Origin of the sequence: Massilia pinisoli, from assembly GCF_024753285.1 — a bacterium.
Classification (GTDB): domain Bacteria; phylum Pseudomonadota; class Gammaproteobacteria; order Burkholderiales; family Burkholderiaceae_D; genus Telluria; species Telluria pinisoli.
Map to the genome: position 1 here is coordinate 186,878 of NZ_JANUGW010000008.1, position 23,125 is coordinate 210,002.

Here is a 23,125-nt window from a genome sequence, read left to right on the forward strand (position 1 = left end):
AGACTTGTCGGGGTCACCGTGTGCCGGCCGTGCGATGGAATGCGTGTTCGGTGGGATGAGCGGTGGCGTACGTGGCGCTCCAGCGCGCGCGCAGGCGCATGAACGGCGTCTCCACGCAGCGGTACAGCAGCCAGCCGCCGGCGATGCCCGCGGCCATGACACAAGCGATGGTCGCGGGCGCACCGGTGTCGACATGCAGACGTGCCAGCTGCGGCTGCAAGGCCATGAACACGGGCTTGTGCACGAGGTAGACGGCGTACGACCACAGCGCCAGCGTCGCGGCGCCCGGCACGTGAATCCTGTTCAACACGCAGTGCGGCGCGAGGGCCGCGCACACGAGCAGGCTGAAACTCAGTGCGACGAGCGAGAAGCCGAACGTCGAGGTGACCCACGTCGTCGGCCAGTCGAGGTGGATGCACGTGAGGATGCCGATGGTCGCCGCGAGGCCGGCGGCGCACAGCGCGTTCGCGTGGCGCTGCAGGCGCGCGAACGCCTGCGGATGGAAGTTCCGCAGCAGGGCGATGGCGACGCCGGGCAGCAATTCGTCGGCGCGGCAGAAGGTCGAATAATAGACCTCGGCCGAAAACGCATCATGGCCGTCCAACAGGAACGCCGCGGCGCGCGTCGCCATGCCGCCCACGATGGCACCGACGAGCAGGGTCCACGCGAGGCGCACGGGGAAGCCGCTGCGCGCCAGCGCCAGCACGGCGAGGGGCAGCAGCAGGTAGAACTGTTCCTCGATGCACAGCGACCACGAATGCGAGAACGTCTGGCCGTACGCGAGCCCGAAGTTCTGCGTGAACGTCAGGAAGCGCCACGCCGCGGCGGTGCTCGACCCGCCCAGCGGCGGCGCCGGGAACAGCCAGTACACGGCCAGCACGACGTAGTAATTCGGCAGCGTGCGCAGCAGCCGCCGCACGAAGAATGCCTTCAGCGACAAGTCTTCGCCACGCGCGGCGGGTGCCAGCAGCTGGTTGCCGATCAAATAGCCGCTCAGCACGAAGAACAGGTCGACACCGGCCCAGCCGACCTGGCCCACGGCGCCGAACGCGGGCGCGCGGTTGACGAAGCCCGAGTAATGCGTCATGAGGACGAGCAGGATGGCGGCGGCGCGCAGCAGGTCGAGGCCGCGCAGGCGTGGGGTGGTGACGGGGGCGGTCATGCGATGTGGGTCGGATCGTGTGGTTCAGTGGCCGGCACGCCGTTGCGGCGCGCGAGCGCCTCCGTCAGCGCCGGCATGTAGGTACGGCTCGCGCGCAGCAGCGTGCCGTCGCGCAGGCGCAGCAGCGCATCGCGGTTGGTCAGCGCGCGCAGTTCGGCGATGCGGTCCAGGCGGACGATGGACGAGCGGTGCACGCGCTGGAACACGGCCGGGTCGAGGCGCAGCGCCAGCGCCTGCAGGCGTTCCCGCACGAGATAGGTCCGGCTGTCGACGTGCAAGGTGGCGTAGTCGCCGTCGGCCTCGATGCGTTCGACATCGGCCGCATCCACGAGCACGGTGCGGGTGCCGACGCGGACGGAGAACGTGCGCGTCCACGCCGCCGCTGCCGGCCGCGCCGCGTCCAGGCGGCGGTACGGCAAGGCGAGGCGGGCGCGGTCCAGCGCTTCGTCCAGGCGGTCGTCGTCGACGGGTTTCAGCAGGTAGTCGAGAGCGGCGAGGTCGAACGCGCGCACGGCGAAGCTGTCGTGCGCCGTGAGCAGGATCGCGAGCGGCCGTTCGGCGCGGGGCAGCGCGGCCAGCATGTCGAGGCCGTTCCGGCCCGGCATCTCGACGTCGACGAACACGAGGTCCGGACGCACTGTCGCGAGGCCGGTCGCCGCCGTGACGCCGTCGCCGTATTCCGCGACGAGCGTGATGTCCGCATGGCACGCCAGCCGCGCCTTCACGGCCAGCCGCGCCAGCGGTTCGTCGTCGACGAGCGCGACGCGGATCATGCGGCCACCCGCAGCGGCAGCACGAGGGCCACGTGGAAGCGGCCATCGGCGCGCCAGCCCGCGTCGACGCGCTGGGCGTCACCGTACAGGTGGCGCAGACGCTCCGCCACGTTGGGCAGGCCGATGCCGCGGCCTGTCTCCGCCGGCGGTGCGCCGTCGTTGCGCACGTCGACGTGCAGCGCGGCGCCGTCGCGCGCGATGCGGATGTCGATGCGGCCAGGGGCGCCCAGCGGCGCGATGCCGTGGCGCACCGCGTTCTCCACGATCGGCTGCAGCATCAGGTAGGGAACAAAGGCATCGAGCAGGTCGGGGCCCGCGTGCATCGTCAGTTGCAAGCGGTCGCCCAGGCGTGCCTTCTCGATGTCGAGGTATGCCTCGGTGAGCGCCAGCTCCTCGGCCAGCGAGTGCTCGTGGCGGCCGTCGTGCGCGAGCGTGGCGCGCAGGAAGTCGGACACGCTGGCGAGTACGCGGTTCGCGTCGCGGTTCGCACCGGCCGCAACGAGGGCCGATACGGCGTTCAGCGTGTTGAACAGGAAGTGCGGATTGACTTGCAGCCGGAGCGCGCGCAGCTCCGCGTCGCGCGCGTCCGCGAGCGCCTGCGCCAGGCGCAGCCGGGTGCGCTGCAGCGACACGTAGTACACGGCCACCGCGTGCATGGCGCAGAACGCGATCAGCGCGAGCCAGCAGCTGTCCAGGCCCCGCACCAGGTCGCCCCAGTGATAGCCCTGCTGCAGGCCGAGCGCGATCGCCAGGCGCTGGCCCAGCAAGCTGTTCACGACGGACATCGCATACGTCGCGGCCAGCAGCACGAGGGCCATCGTCCACCATGCGCGGCCCTGGCGCCACAGGGCGCGCTGGATCAGCGTCAGGGGCACGGTCCAGACGGCGCAGGCGACGAAGAACAGGATGCGGAACTCGGTCGCGTGGCCGTGGCCGAGCGCCGGCAGGCCGAGGATGACCATGCAGGCGAACACCGGCAGGGCGGCGAACAGGGGGATGGCGAGCGGGGCGTCTTCTTTCACGGGAGGCTCGTGCGCAAGGAAGCGGCCATTCTAGCCCGCGTCAGCGATCGATGGAATACAGCATCGCGTTGATTTTCCAGCCGTCGTCCGTACGCACGAGCTGCCACGTCTCGCTGCCCTGGTTCGTGACCTTGCCGTCGACGAGGAAGTCGAAGTCGAACCACACCGACGCGACGGTGCCGTTCGTGTCGATGCGCACGTCGTGGAAGCGTTCCTCGACCGGCTTGGCGGCGTGCTGGACGAAATCGGCGAACTTCTGCCACGTGGACGGCATCATTCGCCGTGCGGCCGGGTTGCGGGCCTTGGCCGCGGCATACGTCCGTTCGTCGAGCGTGGACAGCCACGCGCCGCCCTGCGGCACGAACAGCACCCCGAGCGCCTTGCCGTCGCGGGCGACGATGGCGGTCTGGAATTGCTGCACGACCTGGCGGATGGCAGCGACGTCGGCGTCGGCATTGGTCGTGGCCGCGTGGGCCGGTGCAGCGAGGCAGGCGGCGAGGATGAGCGGGAGAACGGGGCGCATGGCGGACTCCGAAATAACGAGACGCCACGATAGCGGCCCGCGCCACGCCCGGTCGAGCGGGTTGCGCCGGGCCGTGCACGCGGTGCCGCGAACCGGTGATGCTACATCGCGCCCGCGTCGCGCAGCAGGCAAGCGAGCGTCGCGCACGCTGCCTGCGCGCGCGCAGGCGGCACGTTGGTGACGCCCAGCAGCAGGCCGCCGCCACCCTCATGGCCAGGCGCGCGCCACCACGACAGCGGCGACGGCGACAGGCCCGCCGCGCGCGCCCTCGCCGAGAGCGCGCCCTCGTCGACGCCGTCCGGCAGCGGCACCAGCACGGCGAGACCCGCTTCCGCATGGGGGATGCCGAGGCCGCGCAGGCAGGCGCACAGCGCGGCGCGGCGTTCTGCGTACACGCGCTTCAGGTGGCGCAGGTGGCGCAGGTAGTGGCCATCGCGCAGGAACTCCTCGATCGCGTACTGGATCGCGGGCGCCGGCGCGGCCGCGCAGGCGTCGGCCACCTCCGCCACGCGCGGCGCCAGCGCCGGCGGGACGACGAGGAAGGCGACGCGCAGCGCCGGATTGATCGTTTTGCTGAACGTGCCCACGTGCAGCACGCGGCCGGCGCGGTCGCGCGCCGCCAGCGCCGGCGTCGCGCGGCCTTGCAGCTGCAGCTCGCCCAGGTAATCGTCCTCGACGATCCAGCCGTCGTGCGCGGCGGCCCAGTCGAGCAGGGCGTGCCGTCGTGCCAGCGACAGGGTCATGCCGAGCGGCGCCTGCTGTCCGGGCGTGACGACCGCCAGCGCGGCATCCGGCGCGCGCGCCATGGCGGCCGCCACGTCGAGCCCTTCGGCGTCGACGGGCACGGGCGCAGGCCTTACGCCGTATTGCGCGAGCACGGTGCGCGCCGACGTGTAGCCGGGGTCTTCGATCCACGCCGCGCGGCCCTCAAGCCGCAGCGCGCGCAGCGCCGTGCCGAGGGCCGCCGCATAGCCGGCCGTGACGAACACCTGCGACGGATGGCAGGCGATGCCGCGCGCGATGCCGAGGTAGGCGGCGATGGCGATGCGCAGCGGCGCTTCGCCGCGCGGGTCGGGATACGCCAGCGGCTGCGCGGCCGCCGTGCGCGCCGCGCGACCCATGATGCGCGACCACGTCTTGAACGGGAACACGTCCTGTCCGGGCACGCCGACCTGGAACGGAACGGGCTCCACGCGCGGCGCCGGCGCCACGGCCGGGCGGTCCGGCGCGGCCGCGGGCCGTGCGGCCGCGGCGCGTGCGCTGTGGCGCGCCACGCGCGTGCCGGCCGCGCCGGCCGTGACGATGAGCTGCTGGTCGCGCAGGCTGTCGTAGGCGGCACGCACGGTACCGCGCGCGACGCCCAGTTGCGCGGCCAGGTCGTGCCACGACGGCAAACGGGCGCCGGGCGCGAGGCGGCCGTCGTGGATGGCGGCGCCGATCGCGGCGGCGATCTGGCCAGCCAGCGGCGTGCGCGCGGCGCGGTCGAGGTGGATGGCAAGGTCGTGGTCCATGGGTGAATGGTACAGGGATTCGTGCAATTCTTGCGTCTTTTGCTTGATCCAAGTGGCGCTTACGATGAGAGCCTCATCACCGTCACCATGAAGGATTCCATGACCATCCCAAGAATCATCGCATTCGTCGCCGCGGTGCTCGCCTGGACCGGGGCGCAGGCGGCCGAAGACGGCGCCACCCGTGCCGCCCGCGCCGGCGCGGCCCTCGTCGGCCAGCCGGCGCCCGCCGCCGTCCTGCGCACGCTCGACGGCGGCACCATCGACCTCGCCGCGCGTTACGGCCGCAAGCCCGTCTACCTGAAGTTCTGGGCCACGTGGTGCGTGCCGTGCCGCGAACAGATGCCGGGCTTCGAGCGCATTTACCGCCAGTACGGCAAGCGCATCGACGTCGTCGCCGTCAACGTGGGCTTCAACGAGACGGAGGAAGGCATCCGCGCCTATCGCGCGCAGCACGGCCTCACGATGCCGATCGCGCTTGACGACGGCAGCCTGGGACGCCGCGTGAACTTGCGCGTGACGCCGCAGCACGTGCTGATCGGCGCCGACGGCCGCATCGCCTATGTGGGCCATCTGGACGACGCGGCGCTGCACGCCGCGCTGGACCGCATCGCCGCCGCGCCGCCCGCGGGCACGCAACCCGTCGCGCTGGCGCCGCAGGTCGCAGCGCCACGTGTGTTCCGTGCCGGGGACAAGGTCGACGGTATGACGCTCGCCACGCTGGACGGCGTCCCTGCCGGCGTCGGCGCGCCGGGCAAGCCGCGGGCGCTCGTGTTCTTCTCGCCGTGGTGCGAGTCGTACCTGCGTTCGAGCCAGCCGGCCACGGCGCGGGCGTGCCGCCGCGTGCGCGAGGACGCGACGCGCCTCGCGAAGCAGGGCGGCGTGGACTGGCTCGCCGTCGCGGCGCCGTTGTGGACGTCGCCGGCCGAACTGGCCGACTACCGCAAGACGCATCCGGGCACGCCGCCGCTGGCGCTCGACCGCGAAGGCGCCGCGTTCGCCGCGTTCGGCATCCGCGCGATACCGAGTGTGGTGCTGCTCGATGCGAGCGGCCGCGTGGCGCGCGTGCTGGGCCCGGACGACCGGAACCTCGACCAGGCGCTGCGCGCCATCGCCGCACGGTGACCGTCATGACGCGCATCTGGTCCTGGTTCGTGCGTATCGCGCTGCTTGCCATGCTGGCGGGGCGCGCCATCGCCGCACCCGACGTCCTCGATCCGGAGGACGCCTTCCACATCACGGCGGCGCTGGCCGACGACCACACGGTGGCCGTCACGGCGCGAGTCGCGCCCGGCCACGCGCTGTACCGCGACCGCTTCGCTTTCAGCGCGGCGGGCGCAACGTTGGGCACGCCCGCGTTCCCGCCGGGCCAGCGCAAGTACGACGCGATCCTGCGACGCGAGGTCGAGGTCTACCACGGCAAGGTGACGATCCGCGTGCCCGTGCAGGCGCGCGGCGCGTTCACGCTCACCGTGCGCTCGCAGGGCTGCGCCGACGCCGGCCTGTGCTACCTGCCGCAGGACACGGCGTTCGCGCTGCGCACGGCGGCGCCGGTGGCCGTCGCCGCGGGCACGCCGCCGCCGGACCGCATCGGCCGCGCGCTGGACGGCGCCCGCCTCGCCGTCATCGTCCCGCTGTTCCTCGCCCTTGGCCTGGGCCTCGCGTTCACGCCGTGCATGCTGCCGATGGTGCCGATCCTGTCGGCGCTCGTCGTGGGCGACTGCGGCGCGGCGTCGCGCCGGCGCGGCCTCATGCTGTCGGGGGCGTACGCGCTCGGCATGGCGCTGACCTATACGGCGTTGGGCGTGGCCGCGGGCCTGGCCGGCGAATCCATGGCCACTGCGCTGCAGACGCCATGGGTGCTGGGCATGTTCGGCGCCGTGCTGGCGCTGCTCGCGCTGTCGATGTTCGGCCTGTTCGAGCTGCAGCTGCCGTCTGCTTTTCAGGCGCGGCTTGCAGGCATCGCCAATGGCCGCCCGGCCGGCAGGCTGGCCGGCACGTTCGCGGCCGGCGCGGTGTCCGCGCTGATCCTCGGACCGTGCGTGGCGCCGCCGCTGGCCGGTGTGCTCGTGTGGATCGGCCGCACGCGCGACGCGTTGCTGGGCGGCGTGGCCCTGTTCGCGCTGGCGTCCGGCATGAGCATCCCGCTGATGGTCTTCGGCACGTCGGCAGGCAGCCTGCTGCCGCGCGCCGGCGCGTGGATGGGTGCCGTGAAGATCCTGTTCGGCGTCGTTCTGCTGGCGACCGGTTGGTGGGTCGTCGCGCCGCTGCTGCCCGCGCGAGTAGCGGCCGCGGGATGGTCGCTGCTGGCGATCGGCTGCGCGTCGTACCTCGTGCGCGGCGGACGCTGGGCGCGCCATGTGGCGCTGCTGCTCGCGCTGGCGGCCGCATGGCCCGTGATGGCGGCGTTCAAGACGGCCGCTGCGGACGCGCCGCGGTTCGAAGCCGTCGCGACGTCGGCCGCGCTGGACGCGGCGCTGGCCGACGGCCGCCCGGTGCTGCTCGACTTCTACGCCGACTGGTGCGTGGCGTGCCGCGAGATGGAGGCGCTGACCTTCAGCGCGCCCGCCGTGCAGGCGCGGCTCGCGGGCGTGCGCCTGCTGCGCGCCGACGTCACGGCGGCCGGTCCGGCCGAGCGCGCGCTGCTCAAGCGCTTCGGCCTGTTCGGGCCACCGGCCGTGCTGCTGTTCGATGGCCGCGGGCACGAGCTCGCCGGCGCGCGCGTGATCGGCTTCCAGGATGCACCGGCCTTCCTGCGCACGCTCGACAACCTGGCCGCGAACGAACCGATGAGGACGACACCATGAAGAAAATGGACTTGGCCAGCCTGACGGCGCTGGCCGCGCTGTGGGGCGCATCGTATCTGTTCATGCGCATGGGCGCCTTTGAATTCGGCGCGGCGACCATGGCCGGCGCGCGCGCCGCGATCGGGGCCGGGCTGCTGCTACCGCTGCTGGCCGCGACGCGCGACGGCGGCACGCGGGCGCTGCTGCGGCACTGGAAGCCCGTGCTGCTCGTCGGGGTGACGAATTCCGCGCTGCCGTTCGTGCTGTTCGCGCTGGCCGCGCTGGGCATCAACGCGAGTTTGTCCGCCATCTTCAACGCGGCCACGCCGCTGTACGCCGCCGTCATCGGCCGCGTGTGGCTGGGCGAAGCCATCGGCCGGATGCGGGCCGCCGGACTGGCGCTCGGATTCTGCGGCGTGCTGTGGCTCGTGGCGGACGGTGCCAGTTTCAAGCCGGGCGCCAGCGCCGTCGCGACGGGATGGGCCGTGCTGGCCTGCGTCGCCGCGACGATGCTGTATGCGTTTTCCGCGCATTACAGCAAGCGTTATCTCGCGGCCGTGCCGCCGCTCGCGGTCGCCGCAGGGAGCCAGTTGGCCGCGGCGCTCGTGCTGGCGCCGGCCGCGCTGGCGCTGCATCCGGCGACGCCCCCGTCCGCGCGCGCATGGGGCGCGCTGCTGTGCCTGGGCGTGGGCTGCACGGCGCTTGCGTACGTGTTGTTCTTCCGCCTGATCGCCCGCGTGGGCGCGGCGAAGACGATGGCCGTGCCGTTCCTCGTGCCCGCATTCGGCGTGCTGTGGGGCGTGCTGTTCCTCGGCGAGACCTTCACGGCCGCGATGGCGGCCGGCAGCGCCCTCATCGTGCTGGGGACCGCGCTGGCGACGGGTGTCGTCAACCTTGCGCGGCCGCGAGCTGCGCGTCCGCTTCCGCAGCCCGGCGCGCGGCCGGACGCGAACTGACGCGGTCGATGTAGGCCATGACCTCGGGCAGTTCCGGCACGAGCTTGAACATCGTGGTCCACCCGAGGGCCGTGCCCCACAGGACGTCGGCCGCGGAAAAGCGCTCGCCCAGCAGGTAAGGGCCCGCGCGCAGCTGGCGCGTCAAGGTGGCCAGCATCGTGTCGAAGTCGCCGTAGGGGCACATGACCGGCGGCGCCGGCTCGCGCTTCATCGCGACGTCGTTGATCGCGGGTTCGAACGACGAGCCGTAGAACGCGAGCCAGCGCAGGTAGGGACCGCGCAGCGGATCGCCCAGTGCCGGCGCGAGGCCGGCTTCGGGAAACAGGTCGGCGAGGTAGATGAAGATCGCGGGCTGCTCGGTGACGAGGGTGCCGTCGTGCACGATGGCGGGAACCTTGCCCATCGGGTTGACAGCCAGGTAGTCCGCTGCACGCTGCTCGTTCTTCTTGAGGTTCAGCACGTGCAGGTCGTAGGGCGCGCCCAGCTCCTCGAGCAGGATGCGGGTGGCGCCGGCGCGCGAATTCGGCGCGTGGAAGAGGGTCAGGTTCATGGAGTCCTCGTGATGGCGGTGAGATGCCAGCTTAGGCGTCTTTGCTGCCGCGGTCTTGGAAAAACGCGAATGCTAGAATCGCGGGATTCTCACGACAGCGACGAGACCGCGACGAAACCAATGAGCAATCTGCCTACCGTGACGGACCGCGCCAAGGGCGTGGTCGCACCGGCGCTCGCCGGCCGGATGTTCCGCCTGGGCCGCTACCTGCCGCCGCCCGATCTCGCGCCGTTCCTCGATCATTACTGGATCGTCGAGTGGGACTTGCGGGGCCGTCCCGCGCACACGCAGCGCACCTTGCCCTATCCATGCGTGCACGTCGTGTTCGATCGCGCCCGGACAGGCATCTGGGGCGTCACGACGGGCCCGTTCGACTATGAATTGAAGGAGGCGGGCAAGGTATGCGGCCTGCGTTTCCGGCCCGGCGCCTTCCGCGCCTTCCTCGGCCGGCCGCTGCACACGATCACGGACCAGGTGCTGCCGCTGTCCGCCGTGTTCCCGTGGGACGAGGCGGCCGCGCAGGATGCCGTGCTGGACACCCCGGACGATACGGCGATGGTCGACGCGGCCAACGCGCTGCTGCGCACGGTCCTGCCGGCGCCGGACCCGCAGGTGGACAAGATCGCCGCCATCCTGCGCGCGGCGGAAGGCACGCCCGGCCTGACGCAGGTCGAGGTGCTGGCGGGCGTAGCCGGCATGGGCGTGCGCAGCCTGCAGGCGCTGTTCAGCGAATACGTGGGTGTGAGCCCGAAATGGGTGATCCGGCGCTTCCGCCTGCACGAGGCGGCGGACCGGTTGGTTACGGGCGCCGATGTCGACCTGGCCACGCTCGCGCAAGGCCTCGGCTATTTCGACCAGGCGCATTTCACATCGGACTTCCGCCGGCTCGTGGGCAAGTCGCCGGGGCGGTATCGCGAGGAAGCGCGGCGGACGGCCGGCGCGTGACGCAGGACACATGATTGACTCACAACGGGATGCGGGCACGGTGCCTGGCTGCACTGGCGCAACTGTCAACACTTTGTTGGTTTAGCGCAATTCATGTGACATTTTCCAGTGGGAAAATTATTGCCTGTGGTAAAATTCGGTTACTACAGGAAAATAATTTTTTGTCGGTATTGCTACCATTGACTCGAGATTACAAATTGAAATCTAAATCCAGCCGCGCAGTAATGTTGACCGCCATCCTCGGTACCGTGGGCACGTTGTCCGCCTGCGGCGGAGGCGGCGGCATGGGTGAACCGGTATCGACGACGGCATCCACGACGTCGACCGCATCGCCCGTGCCGTCGACGACCTTGGTGGCGACGCCGTCTACGACGACGACGACGACGACGACGACGACGCCTACGACGACGACGCCTACGACGACGACGGCGCCTACGACGACGACGCCAACGACGACGACGTCGACGACGGCGCCCGCACCGGCACCCGCTCCCGCGCCGGCACCTGCGCCCGCTCCGGCGCCGGCCCCGATCACGTCGACGCTCCTCGGTCACGAAAGCTATTCGCCGGCAACGCAGTACTCGTCCAACTTTTGCCAGGACGGCCAGTACCCGACGGCATGGAACTGGAACCCGGCGTCGATCGTCACGCAGGCCGCGCCTGCGACGTCCGGCACGCCGAAGATCGTGCAGGTGCGCGACGGTGTGGCGATCGCGACCTATACGGCCTTTGGCGGCGACGCCGCGCGCTCCAAGCCCAACAGCGAGAACGGCACCGACACGAGCGTCGGCCCGTTCCGCCGGTCGCCTTACCTCCAATGGAAGAGCGGCGACGTGTTCCTTGTCTACCCGGCAGTCTATAGCGGCAAGGACATGCAGATTTACATCGGCCCGAACATCGCCAACGATGCCGACTTCAAAGCCGGCAAATACTCGGTGCCGAGCAACATCACCATCCGCGGCGTGACGGTCGACGGCAAGCGTCCGGTGATCGTCAATCCGTCGACGGGCGCGTCGAACTCGACCTATGGACAGAGCCTCATCTACATCGACGGCGCGTACGATACGAACAAGAAGGTCACGGCGTGGGCGAGCAACATCACGCTCGAAAACCTCGATATCGTCGATTCGCCGACCGGCGGCAAGCTCGGCAAGGCGGCGATCTACGTCAACGCGGCCAAGGACCTGACGTTGCGGAATGTCCGCATCGCCGGTTTCAAGCAGCACAACGCCAACGGCGTTTTCTCGACCGGTAACACGGCGGGCTCGATCGTGTTCGAGAATGTCGAACTCGACAGCAATGGCGGCAGCGGCGGACCCGAGCACAATGCGTACATCAATGGCAGCACCACCGATCCGACGTTCACCTTCCGCGTGACGGGTTCGTGGAGCCATGATTCGTATTACGGCCACGAGCTGAAATCGCGTGCGCAGCGGACGATCATCGAAGGTTCTTACCTGACCGGCCACCGTGCCGCGACGGGCGAGCTGGGCGAGTCGTACCTGCTCGACGTCCCCGATGGTGGCGAACTGACCGTGCGCAACACGATCTTCGTGAAGAACTTTTCCGGCAACGGCTCGAACGGCGCATCGTTGACGTTCGGCGTGGAGTCGGCACTGGCCACGCGCAGCTGGGGGCTGACCGTCGAACACAACACGTTCGTGGCAATGTCGCGCTATTACGACGACGCGAAGCACAAGCCGTACCCCTTGTACATCAGCAGCAAGGCGCTGGGCGACAAGAAGATCGATTCGAACGTGTACGTCGGCTACTGCACGGGCGACGTGACGCGCGACGCGCCGGGCACGAATGCGGAGACCTTGAACTTCAACGACATCGACCTGAGCTATCGTCCGCGCCTGCCCCGGTTGACCGGTGACCTGAGCATCATCGGTACCCCGTCGTACTGGCACACGGCACGATCGTCGACGCGCAAGACCAACGCCGTCGGCGCACGCGACTGATCAAGCCCCCTCAGTCGAGTTCATCCTCGTCGGCCCCGCGTTCCAGCTGTGGAATCACTTTCACGAGCAGGATGCGGGGCCCGTTCGTTTTCTTGACGACGACGTCGAACTTCGGGAATTCGATGCGCTGGCCCTGCTTGGGGATGTCGCCCAGCTTCGCCATCAACAGGCCGCCGACGGATTCCACCTCGTCCAGTCCCATCTCTTCGTTGTTGATATCGATGCCGAGCACGCGCTCGAGCGACACGATGGGCAGGCTCGCCTTGCCGATATAGGTCCCGTCGCCCTGCGGCAGCCAGTCGTTCTCGTTGAGGCGGAACTCGTCGCGGATCTCGCCGACGATCGCGCCCAGCAGGTTGTCCAAGGTGATGAAACCGACGGGCCGCTTGCCCTTTTCGCCGATCAGCGCGAAGTGCGGGGCGCCGCCGCGGAACCGGCGGAATAATTCGATGGCGGGCGTGCGCGCGGAGATCAGGTCGACGGGGCGCAGGTATTCCGTCAGGTCGTCGACGTCCTTGCCGGACTGCTCGGCGAAGAACAAGTCCTTCAGGTGGATCACGCCCAGCACTTCCTCGCCGTCCTCGTCGAAATACGGGTAGCGCGAGAAGCGGTTGCGGCGCATCGTGTCGAGGTTCTGCTCGAGCGTGCGGCTGGCGTACAGCGCGCTCACCTCGTTAATGGGCCGCATCAGGTCCGACACCGTGTGCTGCGAAAACTCCAGCGACTGCGCGAGGATGTGGCGCTCGTCGTGCGTGAAGCGCTCTCCCGGCGCGCCCGTGTTCGTGCGCAGGATGATCTTCAGTTCGTCGTTCGAATAATGCGTCTCGTGGCTGCCCACGCCGGACAGGCCGGCGACGCGCAGCACGAGATTCGCGCTTTCGTTGAGGACCCAGATAAACGGGTACATGGCCCAGTAAAAGCCGTACAGCGGCACGGCGCTCCACAAGCCCACGGCTTCCGGCACGCGGATCGCGAGCGACTTCGGCGCCAGCTCGCCCACGACGATGTGCAGGAACGAGATCACGCTGAACGCGACGATGAACGACACGCCGTGGATGATCTGCGGGCTCGTGATGCCGGCCAGCGCGAACAGGGGCTCCATCAGCTTCGCGAACGCCGGTTCGCCCACCCAGCCCAGGCCCAGCGACGCCAGCGTGATCCCCAGCTGACAGGCCGACAGATAGGCGTCCAGCTGGCTGTGGACCTTGAACAGGATGCGTCCACGCAGGCCGCCCGTCTTGGCGATGGCGCGCACGCGCGTCTTGCGCAGGGTGACGATGCCGAATTCGGCCGCCACGAAGAAGCCGTTCAGCGCCACCAGCAGCAGCGCGAGAACGACGAGCAATACGTTTTGCATAAATAATAAATTGGTTCAAATGGCAACGCCGGGACCATTGTAACGGTCAGGCCGCGGCACCGCCTTTTTGCGACCCCGCCAGGATGGCCTCGACCGCCGGATGCATGATCTTGCGGTCGCTCGAAATCATGTAGAACTGCTCGCGCACGGTCGGCACGAGGCCGACCTGCACGGCGCCGAACTGCTCGGCCACGTCGTCCGCCAGCGCGGCCGGCGCGAAGAACAGCCCGAGGCCGCGCCGGCCGAACGTGTTGAGGAGGGCATTGTCCTCGAACTCCCCGACGACGTCCGGCCGGACGTGGTGCTGCACGAACCATTCGTCGATCTTGCCGCGCAAGGCATTATTACGTGCCGGCAGCAGGAACGGCGCGCTGTTCAGATTCCCCGGGAATGCGTCGCCCGCGCCGCCGTAGCGCGCCGCGAGCGCGGGCGCGCCCACGACGACCATCTCGCTGTCGAACAGCTGGTGGCTGAACACCTTCAACGTGGCGCCGGCGCGCACTTCGCGGTCCGTCAGGACGACATCCAGCTTGTGCAGCGCGAGGTCGGCCAGCAGGGCCTCGAACTGGTCCTCGTAGCACACGATGCGCACGGGCCGCTCCATCCGCGTGGCCGCTTCCAGCATGCGGTACGCGGACAGCTTCGGCAGCGAATCGGAGATGCCCACCGTGAGGCGCGTGCGGCCGCTGTCGAATTCGTTCAACGCCTCCTGCATCTGCTCGCCCAGCAGGAAGATCTGGTCGGCATAGCCCAGCGCCAGCCGGCCCGCTTCCGTCAGCACGAGACGCCGGCCCTGCTGCGCGAACAAGGTCTTGCCCAGCGATTGTTCCAGCAACGTGAGCTGCGAGCTGACCGTCTGCACGGCGAGCCCGAGGCGTTCGGCGGCCCGCGTGATACCCCCTTCGTTCGCGACGACCCAGAAGTAGTACAGGTGGCGGAAATTGATGTCGGTTTTCATTATTGAGTGAATAACGCAGGTTTTTCCGAAGTGATTCTCTTAGTATCTTCGCTTTTTCATTCTGATCATCGCCCCTACACTGCGCCTTGTCAACAACACACATCCCAGAAGGGAGATGAGAATGAAGCATTTCAGGATGTCGTTCATCGTCACGGCCTTGTGCCTGGTGGGCTCCGCGTGGTGGGGCTACTCGCATGCGGGCCTGGCGGGCGCGCTGACGGCAATGGGTATCGCCGCGATCCTCGCCGTGATGGAAGTCTCGCTGTCGTTCGACAACGCGGTGGTCAACGCCTCCGTGCTGAAGACCTGGGACCCGTTCTGGAAAAAGCTGTTCCTGGGCGTGGGCATCATCATCGCCGTCTTCGGCATGCGGTTGCTGTTCCCGCTCGTGATCGTCGCGGTGGCGGCCGATCTGGGCCTGATGGACGTGTGGAACATGGCGCTGCAGGACCCGAAGCAGTACTCGATGCACCTGACGAACCACCACGCGGAAGTGGCGGCGTTCGGTGGCATGTTCCTGCTGCTCGTCTTCCTGAACTTCCTGTTCGATGACGAGAAGGAGCACCACTGGCTCGGCCACTTCGAAGCCAAGCTCGGATCGCTCGGCAAGGTGTCGTCGATCTCCGTGATGATCGCAATCGGCGCGCTGATGGGCAGCCTGTCGCTCGTGGCGGACGCCCAGAAGATGGTCGTGCTGATGTCGGGCCTGTGGGGCATCCTGATCTACGTCGGCGTGGACGTGCTGTCGAATCTGCTCGAGAAATCGGAAGAGGGCGGCGGCGACGTGGGCGAGATGGTCAAGCGCGGCGGTATCGGCGGCTTCCTGTACCTGGAAGTACTGGATGCATCGTTCAGCTTCGACGGCGTGATCGGCGCGTTCGCCATCACCAACGACGTCGTGATCATCATGCTGGGCCTCGCGATCGGTGCAATGTTCGTGCGTTCGCTGACGGTGTACCTCGTGGAGAAGGGCACGCTCGACCAGTTCGTGTACCTGGAACACGGCGCCCACTACGCGATCGGCATCCTGGCCCTGATCATGCTGGCCAGTATGAAGTTCCACGTGCCGGAGCTCGTGACGGGCCTCGCGGGTGTCGCCTTCATCGGTGCCTCGGTGTGGTCGTCGATCCGGTATCGCAAGAAGCAGGAAGCGTTGGGCGCGCACACGAAGGAACTGGCGCACGCCGAGTGATGTGGCAGTGCGCGGTATGTGAATGAACTTTAAACCCTGAAGGAGAACCATCATGGCAATCAGCTTGCAAAAAGGCGGCAACGTCAACCTGTCGAAAGAAGCGCCGGGCCTGACCAAATTGAAACTGGGCCTGGGCTGGGACGTGCGCAGCACGGACGGCGCGGCGTTCGACCTGGACGGCGTCGTGTTCCTGCTGAACCAGGCCGGCAAGGTGCGTTCCGACGCCGACTTCATCTTCTACAACAACCTGCGCTCCGCCGACGGTGCCGTCGTCCACTCGGGCGACAACCGCACCGGCGCCGGCGACGGTGACGACGAAACGGTCACCGTGGATCTCACCAAGGTCCCGGCCGACGTCGACCGCGTCGTGCTCGCGGTGACGATCCATGAGGGCGACACGCGTCGCCAGAATTTCGGCCAGGTGAGCCGTGCGTTCATCCGCTGCATCAATGGGGCGAACGAGACCGAGATCGCCCGCTACGACCTGTCCGAAGACGGTTCGACCGAATCCGCGATGATTTTCGGCGAGGTGTATCGTAACGGCGCGGACTGGAAGTTCCGCGCGGTGGGCCAGGGCTTCAACGGCGGCCTCGGCCCCCTTGCCAAGAACTATGGCGTGAGCGTCTGACCACCGTGCCGTACTGAAAGGAAGCCAGCAATGCCAGTATTTACCGTGACCGGGGACGTCGATCCCTTCCTGCACGTGTCGCTCAAGCGCGGCGAGACCATCTACTGCGAGTCGGATGCGATGGTCATGATGGAATCGACGCTCGACCTGAAGGGCAAGATGAAGGGTGGCCTGGGCAGCGCGCTGATGCGCACCTTCGCCAACGGCGAGTCGTTCTTCCAGCAGCACATCGAGGCGGTGCGCGGCGACGGCGATTGCCTGCTGTCGCCCACGCTGCCCGGTGCGATGCAGGTCGTCGACTGCGGCCCGAACCAGTACATCATCAGCGATGGCGCGTTCGTCGCGGCCGCATCCGGCGTCGACCTGCGCGTGCGCACGCAGAGCCTGGGCAATGCGCTGTTCGCCCAGAGCGGCGGTTTCTTCGTGACGGAGACGGCGGGCAGCGGCCAGGTCGTCGTGTCCGGCTTCGGCTCGATGAGCGTGCTGGACGTGGAACCGGGCAAGGACGCGATCATCGACAACTCGCACGTCGTCGCCTGGGACAGCACCTTACATTACGAGATCTCGATCACGACCGGCACCAGCGGCGGCTTCCTGGGCAATTTGATCAACAGCCAGACCAGCGGCGAAGGCATCGTCCTGCGCTTCTCCGGTCGCGGCAAGATTTACGTCTGTTCGCGCAACCGCGCCGCGTTCAAAGCGTGGATGCAGGCGCCTGCGCGCTGACGTCTTGAAAGGAGTAGCAACATGGCAGTGAATCTGCAGAAGGGCCAGAAGATCTCGCTGGAGAAGGAAGCCGGCGGCGCCCTGGCGCGCGTGACGATGGGCCTCGGCTGGGACGTCGCGAAGAAGGGCGGCTTCTTCGGCTTCGGCGCGAAGAGCGAAGCGATCGACCTCGACGCGTCCGTCGTGATGTTCGACGACGCGAACCGTCCCGTCGACGTGGTCTGGTTCCGTCAACTGAAAAGCCGCGACGGCAGCATCACGCACACGGGCGACAACCGCACGGGCGCGGGCGATGGCGACGACGAGCAGATCATCGTCGACCTGCGCACGGTGCCGGCGAGCGTGAAGTCGCTCGTCTTCACCGTCAACAGCTTCACGGGCCAGAATTTCTCGACGGTGCAGAACGCGTTCTGCCGGATCTTCGATACGAACAACGGCAAGGAGATCGCCCGTTACGACCTGTCCGTGCAGGGTTCGCACACGGCCCAGATCATGGCCAAGCTGTACCGCCACAACGGCGAGTGGAAGATGCATGCGATCGGCGAGAACGGCACCGGCCGTACGTTCGACGACCTCATGCCGCTGATCGTCCCGCACCTGTAATCGCTTTTTTTGTCGTCTCCGCGGACCCGTCTCCGTCCGCGGCTTCCCAACGTGGGCGGCTTGGCGCCCACGCCTTTTAACGGCTCCCTCGGGAGCCGTCTTTTTTGCTATTGACGGCGATCAGCCGGCAGCCGTTGCCGCGCGCGTAGATTGGCTTTCTTCGCACCTATCCACGGAGGACATATGCAGCGCTACCATATCACGCTTGGCGCCGGGACGACCGCAGGAGGCCGCGTGACCAGTGCGTCGAGCCTTTCGTCGATCGATGGTGCGCGCATGGCGCTGGAGGGCGACAAGGTCCGCTGTCCCGCTTGCCACAGCGACGGCGTGATCGTCTGCGCCGGCCCGCGGCTCCCCGACGCGTGGGAGGGCAGGCGGTACGCGTTGCACGATGATCTGTGCGCGTGCAAGTGCGTCCCCGCGCCGCGTCTGGTCGCGACCCAGGCATTGACATGCCAGCATGTAGAAAGTCCTTGACCCTGGCCCATTTTCGTCCTACTGTATTACTTAATTAATACAGTAGACATCATGCCAGCCCATCCTGCCTCCCTGTTTTCGATCGCGACCGGATCGCCGGAACCGATCTACCGCCAGCTCGTCGAGCAGGTCCGGCGCCTGTCGGCCAGCGGCCAGCTCCGGCCCGGCGACGAGATGCCGTCCGTGCGCGAGATCGCCCAGGCGCTCACGCTGAATCCGATGACCGTGTCGAAGGCGTACGGCCTGCTGGAGATGGAAGGTGTGCTGGCGCGCCGCCGCGGGCTCGGCATGGTGGTGGCCGAGTCGGCTGCGCCGGCCGAGAAGGCCGACATTGTCGGCCTTCTCCGTCCCACGCTCGAGCGCGCCGCGGTGGAGGCGCGCCAGCTCGAACTCGATCCCGACACCGTCCTGTCCTTGTTCGCAACCATTCTGAAGGAAACAAAATGAGTGCCCCCATCGTTCGCATGTCTTCGGTCAGCAAGCATTTCGGTAGCCAGCGCGTGCTCGAGGGGCTGGACTGGCAGGTCGCGCCCGGCCAGGTGATCGGTCTGCTGGGCCGCAACGGCGCCGGCAAGTCCACGCTGCTCGAATGCATGCTCGGGCTGCGCGAGCCCGACGCGGGCAGCGTGTCGTTGTTCGGCGAGGATGTGGCCGCGCTGTCGGAAGACGCGCGCGGCCGCATCGGCTACGTCCCGCAGCGGACCGATTTGTTCGACTGGCTGACGCCCGTGCAGATGTTCGACTACTTCCGCGCCATGTACCCGCGCTGGAACCAGGCCAAGGTCGAGGGCCTGCTGTCGCGCTGGGGCTTCGGTCCCGACCTGCGTAACAAGCCGATCAAGCGGCTGTCCGGCGGCGAGCAGCAGAGACTCGCCATCATCCGCGCGCTGGCGCACGAGCCGGCGCTGCTGATCCTCGACGAACCCGTGTCCGCGCTCGATCCTGTCGGCCGGCGCGAATTCCTGCGCGAGCTGGTCGACCAGGTGATCGAGCGTGGCACGACGGTCGTGTTCTCGACGCACATCCTGTCCGACCTGGAACGCGTCGCGTTCGATCTCGCGTTCCTGAAGGATGGCCGCATCGCGCTGCAGGGCCAGACGGATGCGCTGCTGGAAGGCGCGCGCCGCATCGTCGTCCCGGCCGCCACCCTGTCGGTTGCGCCGCTGGCCGGAGAAGTGCGCCGGCGCCACGAGGGCGCCATGACGAGCGTGATCGTGCAGGCGCCCGGCGACGACGTCGCGCGTCTCGCGCGCGAGCCGGGCGTGCGCGTGGAGCCCCTCAGCCTGGAAGACCTGTTCATCGAGGTGACGCAATGAACGCCGCGCTGCACGACTATCGGCTGATCTGGCGCGCGGCCGCGGCGCAGCGCGAACCGGGCGGGGTGCGTGCCGTGTACGCGATCGCCGGCGCCGTGGCGGCCTGTGGCCTCATCGTGGCCGTCCTGGGCGACCTGGACGTCCCGCAAGCGCTGCGCTTCATCGTCGCCGTCGCCTTCATGGCGCTGGCATTCGTCTGGACCTTCCTGTTCGTGCCCGGGTCCATCCGCATGAATTCGCCCATCAACGCGTGGCTGCTGCCGCGCCAGCGCCGCCGCCTGCTGCAGATGACGGCAGCATATTGGCTCGTCGCCACGCTCGGCATTGCGTACGGCCTCGGCAACTGGCACGCGCTGCCGCTCGTCGCGTTCGCCACGCTGGGCATGGCGCTGCTGATGGCGGGGAACAAGTACGTCCCTTACCTGATGATGTTGGGCGGGAACGGACCCTGGCTGGTGCAGACCGTCCTGCCGCCGGCGTGGGGGCAGGCGATGACCGGCAGCGCCGCCCTGTGGACACTGGATGTCCTGCTCCTGCCCGCCGCCGTGTGGGGCCTGCGCTGGCTGTATCCGGCCGGCGGCGACGCCTACCTTGGACGGCGCGACGATCAGCTCAAACGTGTGAACCATTTCGCCTTCCGTACCCCAGGCAAGCAAGCGACCGCCGAGGGCATGGTCGGGCAGGGCAATCTGTCTTTCTACCGCGTCGCGCTGCGTTGCGACCGGCGCCGCGCCGATCCGGCCGCCATGCTGATGCACGCATTGGGCCCGACGGCGCACTGGACCGCCTGGATCGGCGCCGTCGCCGTCTTGCTGCTCATCGGCGGCGGTGCGAGCATCGCGCAGGGCGGGGCGCGCGGCGCGGCCATGCAAGCATTTGTGGGCCAGATCGCCATTGTCGGTCCGGGCCTGCTGGCACTGATCATCCTGTTCAGCACGGCCCAATACGGCCAGCAACTGCGCCGCACGCGGGGCGAGCAGGCCTTGCTGCGCCTGACGCCGCTGGCCGGCGATGCGGCGCTGCTGAACCGGCGCCTCGCCACGCGCCTACTCCGCCAGGCGCTCTCGCTCTGGGTCTTGCTGACCGTGGGCGTGATGAGTGCATCGCTGTGGTTCAACACGAGCCCCGACGCGCTGCTGCGCCAGCTCGCCCTGTGCTGCGTGGCCGGCCAGGCGGCGATGATGGGCCTGCTGAGCGATTATGCGAGCGAGCGCGGCGGCTGGCACGCCGCGCTGGCGCTGCGTGCCGGCGCCTATGTCTTCGTCCAGGCACTCGTGGCCATGGGCTTTTCCAGGCTGACGGGCACGACGGCGTGGCCATGGCTGATCGCGATCTCGCTGGCCGTCTGCACCGTGCAGTTGCGGTTCGATTGGAAGCGCATGCTGGCCGCCCCGCCCGCGTTCCCGGCGGGACGGATGGCGTGATCGGGACGCGGGCTCAGTGCCCGCGCTTCTGCACGAGCGCCGTGCCGATGCCGTGGCGGTGGCCTTCGCTGACGGCCGTCACGGTGCCGTCCGGGTTGAACACGATGGCGTTGGCGGCGCCGATCTCCTCCGGGTTCGCTTCCCATTTGTGGCCGAACTGTTCCAGCGCCTGGGCTTGCGGGGTGCCGGTAAAACCCGGTTCGACGGCCGTCTCCTTGGCGTTGCGCTGCGACAGCCGCGGCGCGTCGATGGCCCGGTCCATCGGCATGCCGAAGTCGACGTAGTTGACGATCGTCTGCAGCACCGTCGTGATGATCGTGGCGCCGCCCGGGCTGCCGATGGTGAACGCGGGCTTGCCGTCCTTGAACGCGATCGTCGGCGCCATGCTGCTGCGCGGGCGCTTGCCGGCTTCCGGGATGTTCGGTGCCGGGCCCGTGAAGTCGAAGTCCGTCATCTCGTTATTCAGCAGGAAGCCATAGCCCGGCACGACGATGCCGCTGCCGCCCCATGATTCGATCGTGAACGTGTAGGCGACGACGTTGCCCCATTTGTCCGACACCGTCAGGTGCGTCGTGTGGGTGCCTTCGCGCATGATCAGGTTTTGCTGCGGGCGCAGCGGGAAGCTCTGGTCGTTCTCGTACAGGAACGCGTCGCCGGCGGGGACGACGCCGGCCGCGCGATCCGGGCGGATCAGTGAGCGGCGCTGCGCGGCGAACTGCTTCGACAGCATGCCTTCGATGGGCGCGTCGACGTATTCCGGGTCGCCGAGATACGCGTTGCGGTCGGCGAAGGCGAGGCGGCTCGCTTCCAGGTACAGGTGCTCGGCATTCGCGCGCGGCATGGACTTCAGGTCGAAGCCTTCGAGGATGTTCAGCGCCTCGGCCACCGTCACGCCGCCGCTGCTGGGCGGCGGCATGCCGTACACGTCGTAGCCGCGGTACGTGGAGCGGATCGGCTGGCGGATGCGCACCTCGTAGTTCGCGAGGTCGGCGAGGCTCATCGTGCCGGGGCGGACCTGGCTGCCCGCCGTGACGGGCGGCCGGTTGACGGCGGCCACGACGGCCTGCGCCAGCGGGCCTTCGTAAAACGTTTTATACCCTTTCGCGGCGAGCTCGCGGTACGCCTTGGCGAGGTCGGGATTCTTGACGATCGTCCCCGTCGGCAGCGCCTTGCCGTTCTTCAGGTACAGGCGGCTCGTCGTCTCGAACATGCCGAACTTCTTTTCGTTCCCGACGATCAGGCCGTGCATCGTCTCGCTGACGGGGAAGCCTTTCGTCGCCACCTGGATCGCGGGCGCCAGCACCTGCTTGAACGACATCGTGCCGTAGCGCTCCAGCGCCTCGTGCCAGCCGCGCACGGTGCCCGGCACGCCGACGGACGCACCGCTGGCGACGGCCGTGTCGAAATCGATCGCCTTGCCGTTGTCCTGGAAGACGGTCGGGCTGAACGATGCGGGCGCGGTCTCGCGGTGGTCGATCGTGATCACGCGCTTGTCCTTCGCGAGATACAAGACCATGAAGCCGCCGCCGCCGATGCCGCAGCTGAACGGATCGGTGACGCCCAGCGTGGCCGCCGCCGCGACGGCCGCGTCGACGGCATTGCCGCCCTTGTCGAGGATGGCGATCGCGGCGGCCGACGCCTTTTCGCTGATCGTGGCGACGGCGCCGCCCGTGCCCGTGGCGACTGGCGTCTTGGCGAGGGCGAGCGGCGGCGCGAGGACGATCGAAAGAATCAGTCCGCAGGTGAGAGCTTTGACGGAAGTGGTCATGGCTGGCGCAGGAAGTGGATATGGGTGGCGGCGCTCATCGGAACGTGATCTTGAGCGTGACGGGAATGATGTCGCCCGGCCGCATCGTGCCGGCCGCGCGTGCGGGCGGGATCGCGGACGTGTCGAGGACGACGTGGGCGCCGTGCAGCGACGGCGGCGTGGCCGTCGGCTGGTCGGGGCCGAGCGTGAATTCCTCGACGCCGTCCGGGCCGTGGACGAGGAAGCGGAAGATCAGGCGTCCCGCCCAGACGCAGCGCGCGTTCGCGGGGCAGCGGCTGTCGCTGTAGCTGTCGTACGTGAGGACGAGACCATGCGCGAGGACGACGCTCTGCTCGGGACGGAGCGGATACACGGCGTCCTGCGGCGGTGCGGCGGCACAGCCCGAAAGCAGGGAAAACGACGCCGCCACGAGAATGGCGGCCAGAGCGGCAAGCGGGCGCGGCGGCGTCATGAAGCGTCCTTTGTTTGCGTACAGCCAATCATAGCA

General features: G+C 68.5%; 23 protein-coding genes. 13 read left to right on the top strand and 10 right to left on the bottom strand.

Going from position 1 to position 23,125, the window contains the following annotated elements; translation table 11 throughout:
- Nucleotides 1–13: 13 nt before the first annotated feature.
- The 5 genes from NX784_RS13480 to pdxR all read right to left on the bottom strand — a co-directional run bounded on the left by NX784_RS13480 (nt 14) and on the right by pdxR (nt 4,991).
- Nucleotides 14–1,162, bottom strand: a complete 1,149-nt coding sequence (locus NX784_RS13480) for an acyltransferase family protein (protein ID WP_258817179.1) — start codon at nt 1,160–1,162, stop codon at nt 14–16.
- Nucleotides 1,159–1,935 (bottom strand): LytR/AlgR family response regulator transcription factor, encoded by a 777-nt coding sequence (locus tag NX784_RS13485; protein WP_258817180.1) that lies wholly within the window; start codon nt 1,933–1,935, stop codon nt 1,159–1,161. Before NX784_RS13485 ends, NX784_RS13480 begins: the two co-directional genes overlap by 4 nt.
- Nucleotides 1,932–2,957, bottom strand: coding sequence for a sensor histidine kinase (locus NX784_RS13490; protein ID WP_258817181.1), 1,026 nt, complete (start codon nt 2,955–2,957; stop codon nt 1,932–1,934). Before NX784_RS13490 ends, NX784_RS13485 begins: the two co-directional genes overlap by 4 nt.
- Nucleotides 2,958–2,997: 40 nt before the next feature.
- Entirely contained in the window at nt 2,998–3,480 is a 483-nt protein-coding gene (locus NX784_RS13495; RefSeq protein WP_258817182.1) for a Cif family virulence factor, read from the bottom strand.
- A gap of 101 nt (nt 3,481–3,581) precedes the next feature.
- Complete coding sequence (pdxR, locus tag NX784_RS13500; RefSeq protein ID WP_258817183.1) at nt 3,582–4,991, bottom strand: MocR-like pyridoxine biosynthesis transcription factor PdxR; 1,410 nt, start codon at nt 4,989–4,991, stop codon at nt 3,582–3,584.
- Nucleotides 4,992–5,090: 99 nt separating this feature from the next.
- On the opposite strand from pdxR, the gene NX784_RS13505 reads away from it, so the two are divergent.
- From NX784_RS13505 to NX784_RS13515, 3 genes are read left to right on the top strand one after another with little or no spacing between them, the layout of a single operon-like run.
- Nucleotides 5,091–6,113 carry a TlpA family protein disulfide reductase gene (locus NX784_RS13505; RefSeq protein WP_258817184.1) on the top strand — a complete coding sequence of 341 codons (1,023 nt, stop codon included), beginning with the start codon at nt 5,091–5,093 and terminating at the stop codon, nt 6,111–6,113.
- A gap of 5 nt (nt 6,114–6,118) precedes the next feature.
- Nucleotides 6,119–7,795: a protein-disulfide reductase DsbD gene (dsbD, locus tag NX784_RS13510; protein ID WP_258817185.1), complete on the top strand. Its 1,677-nt coding sequence runs from the start codon at nt 6,119–6,121 to the stop codon at nt 7,793–7,795.
- Nucleotides 7,792–8,730 (top strand): DMT family transporter, encoded by a 939-nt coding sequence (locus NX784_RS13515; protein WP_258817186.1) that lies wholly within the window; start codon nt 7,792–7,794, stop codon nt 8,728–8,730. Before dsbD ends, NX784_RS13515 begins: the two co-directional genes overlap by 4 nt.
- Here NX784_RS13515 and NX784_RS13520 read toward each other — a convergent pair.
- Entirely contained in the window at nt 8,663–9,280 is a 618-nt protein-coding gene (locus tag NX784_RS13520) for a glutathione S-transferase family protein (RefSeq protein ID WP_258817188.1), read from the bottom strand. The two genes, NX784_RS13515 and NX784_RS13520, sit on opposite strands and share 68 nt — an antisense overlap.
- A 120-nt stretch (nt 9,281–9,400) precedes the next feature.
- Between NX784_RS13520 and NX784_RS13525 the strand changes: the two genes are divergently transcribed.
- Complete coding sequence (locus NX784_RS13525; protein ID WP_258817189.1) at nt 9,401–10,225, top strand: helix-turn-helix domain-containing protein; 825 nt, start codon at nt 9,401–9,403, stop codon at nt 10,223–10,225.
- 224 nt (nt 10,226–10,449) lie between these two features.
- A complete protein-coding gene (locus NX784_RS13530; protein WP_258817190.1) occupies nt 10,450–12,189 on the top strand; it encodes a right-handed parallel beta-helix repeat-containing protein in 1,740 nt (579 codons plus the stop codon).
- 10 nt (nt 12,190–12,199) lie between these two features.
- On the opposite strand, the gene NX784_RS13535 is transcribed toward NX784_RS13530, so the two are convergent.
- Together NX784_RS13535 and NX784_RS13540 are read right to left on the bottom strand one after the other, a co-directional pair.
- Nucleotides 12,200–13,546, bottom strand: a complete 1,347-nt coding sequence (locus NX784_RS13535) for a hemolysin family protein (RefSeq protein ID WP_258817191.1) — start codon at nt 13,544–13,546, stop codon at nt 12,200–12,202.
- A gap of 46 nt (nt 13,547–13,592) precedes the next feature.
- Complete coding sequence (locus NX784_RS13540; protein WP_258817192.1) at nt 13,593–14,504, bottom strand: LysR family transcriptional regulator; 912 nt, start codon at nt 14,502–14,504, stop codon at nt 13,593–13,595.
- A gap of 121 nt (nt 14,505–14,625) precedes the next feature.
- Between NX784_RS13540 and NX784_RS13545 the strand changes: the two genes are divergently transcribed.
- From NX784_RS13545 to NX784_RS13580, 8 genes are all read left to right on the top strand, one after another.
- Nucleotides 14,626–15,696 (top strand): DUF475 domain-containing protein, encoded by a 1,071-nt coding sequence (locus NX784_RS13545; RefSeq protein ID WP_258817193.1) that lies wholly within the window; start codon nt 14,626–14,628, stop codon nt 15,694–15,696.
- 52 nt (nt 15,697–15,748) lie between these two features.
- Nucleotides 15,749–16,324, top strand: coding sequence for a TerD family protein (locus NX784_RS13550; protein WP_258817194.1), 576 nt, complete (start codon nt 15,749–15,751; stop codon nt 16,322–16,324).
- A gap of 30 nt (nt 16,325–16,354) precedes the next feature.
- Entirely contained in the window at nt 16,355–17,050 is a 696-nt protein-coding gene (locus NX784_RS13555) for a TIGR00266 family protein (protein WP_258817195.1), read from the top strand.
- A 21-nt stretch (nt 17,051–17,071) separates the two neighbouring features.
- Nucleotides 17,072–17,653: a TerD family protein gene (locus NX784_RS13560; protein ID WP_258817196.1), complete on the top strand. Its 582-nt coding sequence runs from the start codon at nt 17,072–17,074 to the stop codon at nt 17,651–17,653.
- 183 nt (nt 17,654–17,836) lie between these two features.
- A complete protein-coding gene (locus NX784_RS13565; protein WP_258817197.1) occupies nt 17,837–18,130 on the top strand; it encodes a PAAR domain-containing protein in 294 nt (97 codons plus the stop codon).
- 51 nt (nt 18,131–18,181) lie between these two features.
- Complete coding sequence (locus NX784_RS13570; RefSeq protein ID WP_258817198.1) at nt 18,182–18,577, top strand: GntR family transcriptional regulator; 396 nt, start codon at nt 18,182–18,184, stop codon at nt 18,575–18,577.
- Nucleotides 18,574–19,446, top strand: a complete 873-nt coding sequence (locus NX784_RS13575) for an ABC transporter ATP-binding protein (protein WP_258817199.1) — start codon at nt 18,574–18,576, stop codon at nt 19,444–19,446. The genes NX784_RS13570 and NX784_RS13575 overlap by 4 nt, the downstream gene beginning before the upstream one ends.
- Nucleotides 19,443–20,870, top strand: a complete 1,428-nt coding sequence (locus NX784_RS13580) for a hypothetical protein (RefSeq protein WP_258817200.1) — start codon at nt 19,443–19,445, stop codon at nt 20,868–20,870. Before NX784_RS13575 ends, NX784_RS13580 begins: the two co-directional genes overlap by 4 nt.
- 13 nt (nt 20,871–20,883) lie before the next feature.
- Here the strand turns inward: NX784_RS13580 and ggt are convergent, their stop codons facing one another.
- Nucleotides 20,884–22,638: a gamma-glutamyltransferase gene (gene ggt / locus NX784_RS13585; RefSeq protein WP_258817201.1), complete on the bottom strand. Its 1,755-nt coding sequence runs from the start codon at nt 22,636–22,638 to the stop codon at nt 20,884–20,886.
- Nucleotides 22,639–22,672: 34 nt separating this feature from the next.
- Nucleotides 22,673–23,089, bottom strand: coding sequence for a hypothetical protein (locus NX784_RS13590; protein WP_258817202.1), 417 nt, complete (start codon nt 23,087–23,089; stop codon nt 22,673–22,675).
- Nucleotides 23,090–23,125: the final 36 nt, after the last annotated feature.

What these genes read in the sequence shown, in the direction of transcription:
- NX784_RS13525 (WP_258817189.1), top strand. Translation starts at nt 9,401, where the DNA reads ATGAGCAATCTGCCTACCGTGACGGACCGCGCCAAGGGCGTGGTCGCA.
- NX784_RS13580 (WP_258817200.1), top strand. Translation starts at nt 19,443, where the DNA reads ATGAACGCCGCGCTGCACGACTATCGGCTGATCTGGCGCGCGGCCGCG.
- NX784_RS13570 (WP_258817198.1), top strand. Translation starts at nt 18,182, where the DNA reads ATGCCAGCCCATCCTGCCTCCCTGTTTTCGATCGCGACCGGATCGCCG.
- NX784_RS13545 (WP_258817193.1), top strand. Translation starts at nt 14,626, where the DNA reads ATGAAGCATTTCAGGATGTCGTTCATCGTCACGGCCTTGTGCCTGGTG.
- NX784_RS13575 (WP_258817199.1), top strand. Translation starts at nt 18,574, where the DNA reads ATGAGTGCCCCCATCGTTCGCATGTCTTCGGTCAGCAAGCATTTCGGT.
- NX784_RS13520 (WP_258817188.1), bottom strand. Translation starts at nt 9,280, where the DNA reads ATGAACCTGACCCTCTTCCACGCGCCGAATTCGCGCGCCGGCGCCACC.
- NX784_RS13485 (WP_258817180.1), bottom strand. Translation starts at nt 1,935, where the DNA reads ATGATCCGCGTCGCGCTCGTCGACGACGAACCGCTGGCGCGGCTGGCC.
- NX784_RS13535 (WP_258817191.1), bottom strand. Translation starts at nt 13,546, where the DNA reads ATGCAAAACGTATTGCTCGTCGTTCTCGCGCTGCTGCTGGTGGCGCTG.
- NX784_RS13555 (WP_258817195.1), top strand. Translation starts at nt 16,355, where the DNA reads ATGCCAGTATTTACCGTGACCGGGGACGTCGATCCCTTCCTGCACGTG.
- NX784_RS13480 (WP_258817179.1), bottom strand. Translation starts at nt 1,162, where the DNA reads ATGACCGCCCCCGTCACCACCCCACGCCTGCGCGGCCTCGACCTGCTG.
- NX784_RS13560 (WP_258817196.1), top strand. Translation starts at nt 17,072, where the DNA reads ATGGCAGTGAATCTGCAGAAGGGCCAGAAGATCTCGCTGGAGAAGGAA.
- NX784_RS13540 (WP_258817192.1), bottom strand. Translation starts at nt 14,504, where the DNA reads ATGAAAACCGACATCAATTTCCGCCACCTGTACTACTTCTGGGTCGTC.
- NX784_RS13590 (WP_258817202.1), bottom strand. Translation starts at nt 23,089, where the DNA reads ATGACGCCGCCGCGCCCGCTTGCCGCTCTGGCCGCCATTCTCGTGGCG.
- NX784_RS13515 (WP_258817186.1), top strand. Translation starts at nt 7,792, where the DNA reads ATGAAGAAAATGGACTTGGCCAGCCTGACGGCGCTGGCCGCGCTGTGG.
- NX784_RS13530 (WP_258817190.1), top strand. Translation starts at nt 10,450, where the DNA reads ATGTTGACCGCCATCCTCGGTACCGTGGGCACGTTGTCCGCCTGCGGC.
- pdxR (WP_258817183.1), bottom strand. Translation starts at nt 4,991, where the DNA reads ATGGACCACGACCTTGCCATCCACCTCGACCGCGCCGCGCGCACGCCG.
- ggt (WP_258817201.1), bottom strand. Translation starts at nt 22,638, where the DNA reads ATGACCACTTCCGTCAAAGCTCTCACCTGCGGACTGATTCTTTCGATC.
- NX784_RS13505 (WP_258817184.1), top strand. Translation starts at nt 5,091, where the DNA reads ATGACCATCCCAAGAATCATCGCATTCGTCGCCGCGGTGCTCGCCTGG.
- NX784_RS13565 (WP_258817197.1), top strand. Translation starts at nt 17,837, where the DNA reads ATGCAGCGCTACCATATCACGCTTGGCGCCGGGACGACCGCAGGAGGC.
- dsbD (WP_258817185.1), top strand. Translation starts at nt 6,119, where the DNA reads ATGACGCGCATCTGGTCCTGGTTCGTGCGTATCGCGCTGCTTGCCATG.
- NX784_RS13495 (WP_258817182.1), bottom strand. Translation starts at nt 3,480, where the DNA reads ATGCGCCCCGTTCTCCCGCTCATCCTCGCCGCCTGCCTCGCTGCACCG.
- NX784_RS13550 (WP_258817194.1), top strand. Translation starts at nt 15,749, where the DNA reads ATGGCAATCAGCTTGCAAAAAGGCGGCAACGTCAACCTGTCGAAAGAA.